General features: G+C 60.4%; 13 protein-coding genes. 3 read left to right on the top strand and 10 right to left on the bottom strand.

What is annotated here, in order from left to right:
- Positions 1 to 37: 37 nt before the first annotated feature.
- Entirely contained in the window at positions 38 to 1,516 is a 1,479-nt protein-coding gene (gene glpK / locus ACR0IK_RS09070) for a glycerol kinase GlpK (protein WP_480641226.1), read from the top strand.
- Positions 1,517 to 1,529: 13 nt separating this feature from the next.
- Here glpK and smpB read toward each other — a convergent pair whose 3' ends face one another.
- The 10 genes from smpB to ACR0IK_RS09120 form a co-directional block, all read right to left on the bottom strand.
- Positions 1,530 to 2,012 carry an SsrA-binding protein SmpB gene (gene smpB, locus ACR0IK_RS09075; RefSeq protein ID WP_170326303.1) on the bottom strand — a complete coding sequence of 161 codons (483 nt, stop codon included), beginning with the start codon at positions 2,010 to 2,012 and terminating at the stop codon, positions 1,530 to 1,532.
- Positions 2,013 to 2,059: 47 nt separating this feature from the next.
- Positions 2,060 to 2,602, bottom strand: coding sequence for an isopentenyl-diphosphate Delta-isomerase (gene idi, locus ACR0IK_RS09080; RefSeq protein WP_480641228.1), 543 nt, complete (start codon positions 2,600 to 2,602; stop codon positions 2,060 to 2,062).
- A gap of 208 nt (positions 2,603 to 2,810) precedes the next feature.
- Positions 2,811 to 3,224 carry a c-type cytochrome gene (locus ACR0IK_RS09085; protein ID WP_480641229.1) on the bottom strand — a complete coding sequence of 138 codons (414 nt, stop codon included), beginning with the start codon at positions 3,222 to 3,224 and terminating at the stop codon, positions 2,811 to 2,813.
- Positions 3,225 to 3,337: 113 nt separating this feature from the next.
- Positions 3,338 to 4,354: a P1 family peptidase gene (locus tag ACR0IK_RS09090; protein WP_480641230.1), complete on the bottom strand. Its 1,017-nt coding sequence runs from the start codon at positions 4,352 to 4,354 to the stop codon at positions 3,338 to 3,340.
- 9 nt (positions 4,355 to 4,363) lie between these two features.
- Positions 4,364 to 5,110 carry an SDR family oxidoreductase gene (locus ACR0IK_RS09095; RefSeq protein WP_480641231.1) on the bottom strand — a complete coding sequence of 249 codons (747 nt, stop codon included), beginning with the start codon at positions 5,108 to 5,110 and terminating at the stop codon, positions 4,364 to 4,366.
- Positions 5,111 to 5,164: 54 nt separating this feature from the next.
- The gene (gene arfB, locus ACR0IK_RS09100) at positions 5,165 to 5,584 is read right to left on the bottom strand and encodes an alternative ribosome rescue aminoacyl-tRNA hydrolase ArfB (RefSeq protein WP_480641232.1); all 420 of its coding nucleotides are present in this window, start codon (positions 5,582 to 5,584) and stop codon (positions 5,165 to 5,167) included.
- Between the two features lie 263 nt (positions 5,585 to 5,847).
- On the bottom strand, positions 5,848 to 6,492 hold the full coding sequence (locus ACR0IK_RS09105) for a queuosine precursor transporter (protein ID WP_480641234.1): 645 nt from the start codon (positions 6,490 to 6,492) through the stop codon (positions 5,848 to 5,850).
- 91 nt (positions 6,493 to 6,583) lie between these two features.
- On the bottom strand, positions 6,584 to 7,465 hold the full coding sequence (locus ACR0IK_RS09110) for an esterase-like activity of phytase family protein (protein ID WP_480641235.1): 882 nt from the start codon (positions 7,463 to 7,465) through the stop codon (positions 6,584 to 6,586).
- Positions 7,438 to 8,301: a penicillin-insensitive murein endopeptidase gene (gene mepA, locus ACR0IK_RS09115; RefSeq protein WP_480592332.1), complete on the bottom strand. Its 864-nt coding sequence runs from the start codon at positions 8,299 to 8,301 to the stop codon at positions 7,438 to 7,440. The genes ACR0IK_RS09110 and mepA overlap by 28 nt, the downstream gene beginning before the upstream one ends.
- Entirely contained in the window at positions 8,298 to 9,665 is a 1,368-nt protein-coding gene (locus ACR0IK_RS09120) for an MFS transporter (RefSeq protein WP_480641236.1), read from the bottom strand. The genes mepA and ACR0IK_RS09120 overlap by 4 nt, the downstream gene beginning before the upstream one ends.
- Positions 9,666 to 9,796: 131 nt before the next feature.
- Between ACR0IK_RS09120 and ACR0IK_RS09125 the strand changes: the two genes are divergently transcribed.
- Complete coding sequence (locus ACR0IK_RS09125) at positions 9,797 to 10,087, top strand: YggT family protein (RefSeq protein ID WP_480641237.1); 291 nt, start codon at positions 9,797 to 9,799, stop codon at positions 10,085 to 10,087.
- An 85-nt stretch (positions 10,088 to 10,172) separates the two neighbouring features.
- Positions 10,173 to 12,212 carry a DNA helicase RecQ gene (recQ, locus tag ACR0IK_RS09130; RefSeq protein ID WP_480641239.1) on the top strand — a complete coding sequence of 680 codons (2,040 nt, stop codon included), beginning with the start codon at positions 10,173 to 10,175 and terminating at the stop codon, positions 12,210 to 12,212.
- Positions 12,213 to 12,216: the final 4 nt, after the last annotated feature.

Here is a 12,216-nt window from a genome sequence, read left to right on the forward strand (position 1 = left end):
TAAAGTCCCGCAAAACCAAACGGGAGGGGCGCGAGGGATGACCTATATTCTCGCCATTGATCAGGGCACCACATCATCACGGGCCATTTTGTTCGACGCTGACATGCAGCGCGCAAGCACCGCACAGCACGAGTTTACCCAGTATTTCCCGCAGGAGGGCTGGGTCGAGCACGATGCCGAGGAAATCTGGGAAAGTGTCCTGCGCGTCTGCCGCGAGGTGATCGAGAGTACCGGCGTCACCCCCGATCAGATCGCGGGCATTGGCATCACCAACCAGCGTGAAACCACCGTCGTCTGGGACCGCGCCACCGGCACGCCGATCTACAACGCTATCGTCTGGCAGGACCGCCGCACCGCCGAGATATGCGCGCGCTACAAGCAGGCGGGGTGTGAGGATGACGTGACCGCCCAGACCGGCCTGCTGCTGGACCCCTATTTCTCGGGCACCAAGGTGAAATGGCTGCTGGACAATGTGCCGGGCGCCCGCGATCGCGCCGAGGCCGGAGAGCTGATGTTCGGCACCATCGACTGTTTCCTGATCTGGCGCCTGACCGAGGGGCGCAGCCACGCCACCGACGCCACCAACGCCGCCCGCACCCTGCTGTTCGACATTCACAAGGGTGAATGGAGCGCCGAGATCTGTGACCTGTTGGACGTACCGATGAACATGCTGCCTGAGGTGCACGATTGCGCATCGGATTTCGGAAATACGACCCTAATAGGAGGCAACATCCCTATTCTGGGCGTGGCCGGGGACCAACAGGCCGCCACCATCGGCCAGGCCTGTTTCCAACCGGGAATGATGAAATCCACCTATGGCACTGGCTGTTTTGCCCTGCTGAACACCGGGGACGAGCCGGTTGAATCGAAAAACCGCCTGCTGACCACAATTGCCTATCAGTTGGACGGCAAGCGCACCTATGCGCTGGAAGGATCAATCTTTGTGGCCGGGGCTGCCGTGCAGTGGCTGCGCGATGCGTTGCAGATCATCGATTCGGCTCCCGAAAGCGGTGAACTGGCGCAACAGGCCGATCCGAACCAGCATGTGGTGCTGGTGCCCGCCTTTACCGGCCTCGGTGCGCCTTATTGGAAGCCTGACTGCCGGGGTGCGGTGTTTGGCCTGACCCGCAATTCGGGTCGTGCGGAATTCGCCAAGGCCACGTTAGAGAGCATCGCCTACCAGACCCGCGACCTGTGGCACGCCATGCAGGGCGACTGGGGCGCCGAAACCGGCGTGACCCTACGCGTCGATGGCGGCGCCAGCGCTTCGGACTGGGCAATGCAAGGTTTGTCGGACTATCTCGGCGCCGAGGTCGACCGCCCCGTTATGCAGGAAACCACTGCATTGGGCGCGGCGTGGCTGGCAGGGATGCGCGCAGGCGTTTACCCGGATCAAAAGGGATTTGCAGAAACCTGGGCGCTGGATCGTCGGTTTGAACCGGAACTATCTGCCGAGCAACGTGATGCCGCCTATGACCGCTGGAAACGCGCCGTTTCGGCGGCGATGGCGTTCTGAAACCGGCGAAGGATCAGCTGTGATCCTTCATAAGCCGCTGTTTCTGACGTGACCAGTCGCGTTTGGCCTGCGTCTCACGCTTGTCGTGCAGCTTCTTACCCTTGGCGATGCCGATCTTTAGCTTTGCCCGGCCCTTGTGATTGAAATACAGAACCAGCGGCACCAGCGTCATGCCCTTGCGCTGGGTCGCGTTCCACAGGTTGGCCAGTTCCTTGCGCGACACCAGCAGCTTGCGGCGGCGGCGTTCTTCATGCTTGAACACCTTCGCCTGCTCATACGGCGCAATATAGCTGTTGATCAGCCACAGCTCACCGTCATCGACCGAGGCATAGCTTTCGGCAATGTTCGACCCGCCGGCGCGCAGGGATTTGACCTCGGACCCTTCCAGCACAATACCGCACTCGATATCGTCCTCGATCGCGTAATCGAAGCGCGCTCGCCGGTTTTCGGCGATGACTTTGTAATTCGGGTCTGAGTTCTGCTTTTGCTTGGCCATGACGCGTTGATTTAGGCGGCTTGGGCGCCCCTTGCAAGCCGTTGCCGTCAGGTCTTGGCCGAGATGATCAGATCGGGACCGAAAATCGTGTCCGCATGGTTGTGCAAATAGATCTTCAGCCACGGCGTAAACCGCGTCGGATGACGCTGCACTTCGGCCAGCAGATCGTGATAGTCGATCCAGCGGATATCCATCACTTCGTCCGGATTAGGCTCGATTTCCAGCGGGCCACGCACATGGGCAAGGAATACATCGACCACCTCATGCTCGACCATGTTGTTGCCAACATCGGCGTGATATTCCAGCCGGTGACGATACTCGGGATAAAGCCCGGTGATGCCCAGTTCCTCACGCAAGCGACGCACTGCGCATTCCGAGGGCGTCTCGCCCCAATCGGGATGGGTGCAGCAGGTATTCGCCCACAGGCCCGGCGTGTGATATTTGCCCATCGCCCGGCGCTGCAACAGAATCTCGGTGCCGCGGACAACGAAGACAGACACAGCCTTGTGTCTGAGGCCCTTTTCATGCGCCTCAAGCTTGTCCACGGGGGTCAATTCGCCATCAACCCAGGCCGGGATCATGATTCCCATCTGTCGTCTCCTGCTGCCGATCTGTCTGAAGGGCCAAACGTTCGAAAGTAACTAAGGCCGGATCGGCTTGGCTTTGCGCGATCATGCGGGCAAGGCATGACGGGTCGCGCATACCCAAGGTGACGCTGATCTTTCCTGTTATCAAGCGCACGAAAGGCCGCAGGGGCTGCGGCCTTTTGTAACTTTAAGCGATGCGTGTCGTCAGGCGTTATTCGCCTGAAACGCTGACGATATAGGCATAGACGTCTTCGCCGCCGGACTTCAGCTTGAAGGTCATCTTGGACTTGGCGGCAGTGTCATCCAGATAGGTTTTCAGGAACGTCTTGGGGTCCTGCGCATATTCGACAAAGGTGGCTTCGTCCCAAACCAGACCGTTTTCACCGGCCGCAACGATGCTGTCACCATATTTGAAGCCTTCGACCGTGCCTGCGGTACGGCCTGCGATACCGTAAAGATTCGGGCCGGTCTTGCCGCCTTTGACGATTGCCTCGCCATCGGGGCTGGCGATTTGGTGACAGGACTTGCATTTGTTGAAGGTTTTCTTGCCGGCTTCGGCGTCACCTTCAGCATATACGGGTACGGCCAACAGGCCGACGATTGCGGTAGCGAGGATGCGATTCATAGCTTTTGCTCCGATACAAATTGGCTGCGCCGAATGGACCTTCGGTGCGGAAAAGAGTCAACGCGCAGATTGCCGCGCGAGTGCACTGTGCCACTGCGGCATAGTGGCAGTCCTTAACTTATGTCATGTGGCGCGGACCAACAGGGCAAAATATCGCCGATCTCCCGGGTCGCCAGGTAGATCGCCCGCGCGATGGCCCGCGCAAGGCAGACCGAGGCCGCATGGCCGATCAGCCCCAAATCCGATTCAACCGCGACCGGGTGCGCGCCTGTGCTGACCCCGAACACCAGATCACCATCGCCCGGCGTGTGGGCGGGCAGGATCGCCCGGGCAATACCATCATGCGCCGCCACCGCCAGCCGCTGGCATTGCGGTTTCGACAGTGCCGCATCGGTCGCCACAATTGCGATGGTCGTGTTCGCCTTGTCTGGGTCGGCCAGTCCCATGGCTTGTGCCTTGCGACTGGGAGCAGGCAGGCCCAGACCTGCGCCGGGATCTGGCCCTAATCCGCCAAACTCCTCGCCAAATTCAAAGGGCGCAGCCCAGAAATGGCGGTCGCCGGGCGTGGTGACGCTGCCCAGCGGGTTGGCGGCGACCAATGCGCCAACGGTGATCCCACTGTCCAGCACCAACGAGGCAGAGCCCAGACCGCCCTTGTGCCTGGAGGCCAAAGCTCCGGTACCCGCGCCTGCCGTGCCGAGCGCAAAGTCGGCAGCGGCGGTTTCAACAGCGGTCCGGCCAAGGGCACGATAAGGGTTTTCGGTCCAATCCTTGTCACCGCCATTCAGCAGATCGAACAGAATCGCACCGGGTACGATTGGCACCACGGTGTCGCCAACCGGATACCCCCGGCCTTGCGCGCGCAATGCATCCGACACTCCGGAACAGGCATCCAGCCCAAAGGCCGACCCGCCGGACAAGGTTATCGCGTCAACTCGTGCGACCGTCTTGTCCGGTGCCAGCAGATCGGTTTCCCGCGTCCCGGGTGCGCCGCCCATGACATGAACCGAGGCGACAAAGGCCTGATCTGACGTCAGGACGGTTGTCCCGGATTTCAACACATCGTCCTGGGCATTCCCGACCAAAAGACCAGGGACGTCGGTGATCAGGTTCCGGGATCCGGGGGTCATGGGCGTACCTCAGATACAGCGGCCACCGTCGACCTCCAATGCCGCGCCGGTGATCATGCTGGCCTCGTCCGAGCACAGGAAACAGGCGGCGTTGGCCATGTCTTCGGGGGTGGAAAACCGGCCCAGCGGGATGGTCGCCAGGAATTTGGCGCGCATCTCGGGGGTGTCTTCGCCCATGAAGGATGTCAATAGCGGTGTTTCCCCGGCCACTGGGCAGATCGCGTTTACACGCACGCCCGAGGGGGCCAGTTCCACAGCCATGGTCTTGGTTGCGGTGATCATCCAGCCTTTGGAGGCGTTGTACCAGTTCAGGTTGGGGCGCGGCGACAGGCCGGCGGTCGAAGCCACATTCAGGATCGCCCCAACCCCGCGCGCCTTCATCGCAGGCACCAAGGCCCGCGCGGTCAGGTAGACGGACTTCATATTCACATTGAAGACGCGGTCGAAGTCGTCCTCGGTAACCTCTTCCAGCGGCATCGGCAGGTGCGTGACCCCTGCATTGTTCACCAGAATGTCCAGATGCCCGAACCGATCCCGCACAATGTCCGCCATCGCCTGCACCGAGGCTGCATCGGCAACATCCACCAACTGGGCAATCGCATTCGGGCCGAGTTGCCTGGCCTGAACCTCGGCAGCGTCGCCATTGATATCTGCAATCATGACCCGGGCGCCTTCGGACAGGAATTTCTGCGCAATCCCGGCACCAAAACCCGACGCGCCGCCGGTCACAATCGCGGTTTTTCCCTCTAACCTCATGATCTTGCTCTCCCTTGCGGGGCCAGACTAGCAAGGCGCGGCGAAACTACCAGATCAATCTTCCGCGATCTTGCCGCGCAGCGCCTTCACGTCCGAGCGCGCCTTTTTCGCTGCCAGCCGCCGCTTGACCGAGCCGTACGTGGGTTTGGTTGCAATCCGCCTCTTGGGTTTGACCAGCGCGCGGGTGATCAGCTCGGCCAAACGGGTGCGGGCAATCTCGCGGTTGCGGGCCTGACTGCGGGTTTCCTCGCATTGAATGATAATCGCACCATCCTTGGTCCAGCGCCGCCCTGCCAGCCGTTTCAGCCGCGATTTGACGGGATCGGGCAACGACGGAGAACGCGCCGCCTCGAATCGCAGTTCTACTGCCGTCGAGACCTTGTTCACGTTCTGCCCACCGGGACCGGAGGATCGCACAAAGCTCTCGGTCATCTCCCAGTCTTGCAGGGTAATATCGTCGGTAATGTGCAACATAGGCCGGACTTTACAACCCGCATGCAAAAACAAAAAGGGCCGCCCCGGCGGGACGGCCCTTCGAAAGTACAGGAGGTTGGGTCGGTTAGATCAATCGACCAGCCGAAGCGAACGCTCCGCCAAGGGCTGCCCTAACGGGCGATCCCCCCGGTTGTTCCGACACCTCTCTCCAATCTCTTTCTCGACACTGGATCACCTCCTTTTCTATCTGTTGCGGTTAACTTTAAGCCTGACACAAGATGCGCCATTCTCAAAGCACTTTTTTATGCAGGCTGAGCGCTCAACCGCGCAACGATAACTTTGAACGGGATCAGCGCGATCAGCGCCAGCGACAATTTCACCAGCCAGTCAGCGAATGCCAGCGTCACCCAAAGCGGCGCCATCGGGCCGGACAGCATGAAGGGCACGGGCTCCCACGCCCAGTTGATCGCGGCGTCTGCATTGGCGCCGAAGACCGTGACCGAGGCCGAAAACGCGATGGTGAAAAACAGCGCGGTGTCCAGCGCCGAGCCGATCAGGGTCGAGACCAGCGGCGCGCGCCACCAGCGACCGCCGCGCATCGCGTTGAACACGGTTACATCGGTCAGCTGTGCGATCAGGAAAGCAGTACCCGAGGCCACGGCAATCCGCTGCGGTACCGCGGCATAGGTAAACCCGTCTCCCTGCAGCATGATCTGGCTGCCGATCAACGAGCAGATGACGCCAGTGATGAACCCGGCGAACACCACCTTACGGGCGGTGGCCACGCCGTAGACGCGGTTCATGATGTCTGTGACGAGGAAGGCCAGCGGATATGTAAAGGCACCCCATGTCAGCAGCCCGTCAAAGATCAGGAACTGGACCAGGATGTTCGAGGCCACAACGATAGAGGCCATGGCAATGATGCCGGGAATAAAGCTGCGTTGCATGTACAGATGCCCGTTTTAACAAGGTAGCGGCGACTTGGCTTCGGGCTCATCCCGAAGCAAGCCGTGCGTTTAGACCTTTGTCCGCCTCGAGTCAATCGGGCAGCAGGTATTCCACCAGTTCTGTCCGTTGCAGGGCCAGAAAGTTGTCATCCGAGATCATCGTGGCGCGCAGCCGCCCCTGATCATCCCGCCAGATCGAAAGCCCCTCGAGGTTGTCATGCGCTCCGGTCCCGGTTTCGAACAGGATTTCTTCGGCTTGAAGCATATCCTCGGTGATCTGCCATCGTCTGAGGCGCGATCGAAACCCAATCGCAGACACGGCACGTTCCAGAACATAGAGCCTGCCACCTGGTCCGAAATCAGCGGCGACAGGCAGGAACTTACCACGCGGCGGCAGCACAAATGGCAAAGACCATCCGCGGCCATCCCAACGATAGACGGGGATATCGCCACGAACTGTACGGCTCTTTTCGGTCAGGGTGTAAAGCTGCCCATTGGTGTCAATCGCCAGCGCTTCGAACGATCCATTAGGTTGTAAAGCCCTAAAGTCCCTTGGTATCGGCAGAACCTGTGCTTTGGTTCCGGGCGCAGGATAGTAGGCAACGCGATGAATGCCTTCAAACGAGATGTAGAAACCACCATCCGGCGCAATGGCGAATCCCTCGGAATCTCCGGCGGTGCCAGTCATGCGTCGACCCTTGCTGGAAAGAACTGGCCAATGACCCAGAATCTCGACATCCATGATTTGGCCAGCGTCACGCTTGATCCGAGCAGACACCAACGTAGCCCGGTCACTAAGAGCGATCATGCGGTGTCCGTCATCGGAAATATGGACCGCCGAAAACCCGCCGAACCAGTCCGCAGTGTGCCGCCAGGCAAAGCTGTTCAGGTGCGTGGCCGTTTTGACCTCGACCGCCCAGACCGAACCGGCCAGCAGAACCGCAATCAGTTGGATTGCAAGACGGCTGCACATTGCTGGGGCAAATCAGCCAGAACATATTCCCGGCGTTTCTTGGGCGGCGGAGCGTTCGGATCAGGCGGCGGCGGGTTGAGGATATTGTTCACCCATTCCTGGGCCTGCGCGCAGCCATCTCCCTTGGGCGGCGGGTCCTGGTTGACACAGCCGCGCGAACCCTTGGGGCATTTCAAGCGCACATGGAAGTGGTAGTGATGCCCCCACCATGGGCGGATCTTGCGCAGATAGGCTCGATTGCCTTTCTCATCTTTGCACATCTGCACTTTGGCACCGGGAAATACGAAAATCCGCGCCACGCGCTTGTCCTGGGCGGCTTCGCGCAGCACGGCATGGTGCTGCTTTGTCCAGTTACCGTTCACAAAAGCCCCGTTGGCGCGGCGCAGGGAAATCGACGAGATGTTCTCGCGCGCCTTGCGAGAAAGCCGCATGTTGTCGCCGGGCAGCATCCAGATATCGATGTCCAATCCCAATTGATGAGAACGGTGGCCGGATGTCATCGGCCCGCCGCGTGGCTGGCTGATATCCCCGACATAGAGACCATTCCACCCCGGTTGCCGGGCTGCGAACTTACTCAGGTCCTGCACATAATCGATCGCTTGCGGGTGCCCCCAGTTGCGGTTGCGCGACAGGCGCATGGCCTGCCATGTCGGCCCGGTTTCGGGCAGTTGCACTGACCCGGCGGCACATCCGCGCGAATAACTGCCGAACGCGGCCGGTTTTTGCTGTGAACTTTGTTTTTGCGCCCCGAACAATTGCTTGGCCAAGGGTTGCGCCCCCGCCATTCCTGCCCAAGTGATCGCGGCGAATATCGCCAAAAAACGTAGTAATATCATCTGCTCTGATCCCCTTCCGGCTTGACCCAGCGCATCAGGAATAAACCCAGAATAAACAACAGAATGATCGGTGACACCCCCAAGCGTGCACTGCCGGTGGCAGTTGTGGCAATCCCGATCAGCAAGGGCGCGGCAAAGGCGGTGGCGCGGCCCGACAAGCCATACAGGCCAAAGCTCTCGACCGGGGCCTTCGGATCGGTATGACGCACCATCAGGGAGCGGCTGGCCGATTGCAGAATACCGCCCATACCGCCGATCAGCACCCCACAGCCGAAAAACACCATATCCGGCAGGCCCGATCCTTCGGGCAGCGCAATGCCGTAAATCTGTGTCCGATCCATCGACACGACGGTGATGCAGACGAAGATCAACACCCAGATTGCCACAAGAATGACCGGTTTAGGGCCGTATTTCTTATCCATCTTGCCGCCAATCCAGGCAAAGATGGCCGAGGCCAGAACGCTGACGATCCCGAACACACCGATCTTGATCAGGCCCCATTCCAGAACCAGCCGCGCATAAACGCCGCCAAAGCTGTAAAGTCCGTTCAGCGCATCGCGATAGAACATGGACGAGCCCAAATAGGTCGCCAGACTGACCCGATGGCGCAGGTCCGAGATGGATTTGCCAAGCAGGCGTAACGCCTCACCAAAGCTGCCCATCTTATTGCTGTCCGGGTCGTCGCGCACCCACAGGAAATACGGCACCATGAACAAGGCGAACCAACCGGCAGTGAAAGGACCGACGAACCGAGTGCCCTCTTGCAAGGCGGCATCCAGCCCGAACATCGGGTTCATCCCGATCAGTGTCTTGCCGTTGGGCTGTTCGACAAAAAGGGCCAGCATGATCGCCAGCGAGATCAACCCGCCGAAATAACCAAAGGCAAAGCCCGAGCCCGAGATCTCGCCGACCTCGTTGTCATCACCCAGATCGGGCAGTTGCGAGTTGATGAAGATCAGCGCATATTCCGCGCCCACAAAGCCCAACCCAAAGGCCGACAGCATCAGCCACATGTTTGATCCATCGGGCATCGTGAACCACAGGGCGGCCGAGCCGACCGCATACATCACCGAAAAGGCGAATATCCACGGGATGCGCCGCCCCGACACATCCGCCATCGCGCCCAGCAAAGGCGCCCCGAAAGCGATGATCAGCCCGGTGATCGTCAGGCAGTTGGCCCAAACCGTCTGCGCCCGCGCCGCTGCAGCCTGCGGCTCTAGCCCTGTGCCCGAGAAATACCCCGCCGCAACCCCGGCGAAATAGGGACCAAAGACAAATGTGACCAGAAGGGTGTGGTAGGGCTGACTTGCCCAGTCAAAAAACCACCAGCCCCAAATGCGCTTGCGCTTGGAAATCTCTGCCATAACCGCCCCTGATTATTGTTGGGTTCATAAGACGGGCCTTTGTCCCGTTTCGCAAGCGTTCTGTTGGCGCGGGCTTGCTCTTTAAGGCGGGGGCGCTTAGGTCTCGTCAAACGTAACTGGAGTATTCGGACATGATGGCTATTTTCGGCCCCATCGACTTGATATTGAGCATCGCCTATTGGTTCGTCTTAATTCAGGTGATTATGAGCTGGCTGATCAACTTTCAGGTTCTGAATCTGCACCAGCAGTTCGTTGCTCAGATCTGGTATGGTTTGAACCGCATCCTTGAGCCTATCTATCGCCCAATTCGCCGAGTCATGCCCGATCTCGGCGGCATCGACCTGACACCTCTGGTCGTTCTGGTCATCATCATTTCGCTTCGCAGCTACGTCCTGCCGGAACTGTTTATGGCGCTGAGCTGACGCGAACCCTCTTGTTCACCGAATCTTAGTGTGTGATTGTCCTGTCTTAAGAGCAGATAAACCTTAAAACAGGGCCACCCCGCACATGTTCGACGCCGCGCCTATGCTGCGAGATGTCTTTGGATTCGACGACTTCCGCCCCGGTCAGGAAGAGATTGTCGACGCCGTGACCGCAGGCGAAAACGTGCTGGCGATCATGCCGACCGGCGGTGGTAAATCCCTGTGTTATCAGTTACCTGCCCTGTTGCGCGACGGGGTGACCGTAGTGATCTCACCGCTGATCGCCTTGATGCGCGATCAGGTGCGAGGGTTGCAGGAAGCTGGCGTTGAGGCCGGGGCGCTGACCTCGGGCAATACTCCCGAAGAGACCGATGCGGTGTGGGAGGCGTTGGAGGCCGGGCGGCTGAAACTCCTCTACATGGCCCCCGAACGTCTGGCCGCCGGGTCAGCCTTGGGGATGCTGCGTCGGATCAATGTCAGCCTTATTGCTGTGGACGAGGCCCATTGCGTCAGCCAATGGGGCCACGATTTCCGCCCCGATTATCTGCGCATCGGAGAGTTGCGGCGGGCGCTGAACGTGCCTCTGGCCGCCTTCACTGCCACGGCGGATGCGGAAACGCAGGATGAGATCGTCGAAAAGCTGTTCGACGGCACCGCGCCACGCAAGTTTCTGCGCGGATTCGACCGGCCAAACATCCATCTGGCCTTTGCCGCAAAGGATGGTCCACGCAAGCAGATTCTCGACTTCGCCGCCGCCCGCAAAGGGCAATCGGGCATCGTCTATTGCGGCACCCGCAACAAGACCGAGGTGCTGGCCCAGGCCCTGCGCGCCGAAGGCCACGTGACATGTCACTATCACGGTGGGATGGATCCCGAAGACCGCCGTATCGTTGAGGCCCGTTTCGCTCGCGAGGACGGGTTGATCGTCGTAGCCACTGTGGCGTTCGGCATGGGCATCGACAAACCCGATATCCGTTGGGTTGCCCACGCGGACCTGCCCAAATCCATCGAGGCTTACTATCAGGAAATCGGCCGTGCTGGGCGCGACGGCGGACCCGCCGAAACCCTCACCCTGTTCGGCCCCGATGACATCCGCCTGCGCCGGTCGCAAATCGACGAGGGGCTCGCCCCGCCCGAACGCCGCATGGCCGACCACGCAAGGCTGAACGCTCTGCTGGGATTGGCTGAGGCGTTGGAATGCCGCCGTCAGACTCTGTTGGGCTATTTCGGTGAACAGGCCGAACCCTGCGGAAAATGCGATCTGTGTGACACCCCTCCTGAAGTGTTCGACGGCACCACCCCGGTCCGCATGGCCCTGTCCGCGATCCTGCGGACCGAGGAATGGTTCGGCGCAGGCCATCTGATCGACATTCTGTCGGGTAATGAAACCGACAAGATCCGCGCGCGCCGTCATGACAGCCTGTCCACCTGGGGCATCGGCAAGGACTGGTCGCGCCCGCAATGGCAGGCGATCTTCCGGCAGATGATGGGTCACGATCTGGTGCGCCCGGACCCCGAACGCCACGGTGCCCTGCGCATGACCGAGGCCGCCAAGCCGATCCTGAAAGGCGAAGCCCAGATCAACCTGCGCAAGGACACAATCCGAAAGGCCACCCGCCGACCTGCCGTTAAAATGATGGTGTCCGAAGAAGACGCGCCGCTGCTGAGCGCGCTCAAGGCCAAACGCCGCGCGTTGGCAGAAAGCGCGCGCGTGCCGGCCTATGTCATTTTCCCTGACCGCACCCTGATCGAAATGGCAGAAAACCGGCCCGTAACGCTGGATGATATGGCCCGCATCGGTGGCGTCGGCGCGAAAAAGCTGGAACGCTATGGCGATACCTTCCTTGAAGTGGTCGCCGGTGCCGTCGAGGCCGTGCACCCCGCCCGCCGCAAGCTGGCCGGGCGCGATCAGGGCGAGATTTACGACCGGCTGCTTGAGGTTCAATCGCAACTGTCGCGCGGCCCCGACGGGATCGACAAACCGCTGACCTGCTCGGCTTCGCAACTGGCCAAGGTCGCGCAGTTGCGGCCCGACGATCCACGCGGGTTGGAACAGGTTCTGGGCGACCGCCGTCACGAAAGGTTTGGCGCCGCGTTTCTGGACGTGTTGCAACAGGCGAGCTAGATAC

The sequence above is a fragment of the Ruegeria sp. BF7 genome, from assembly GCF_056538605.1.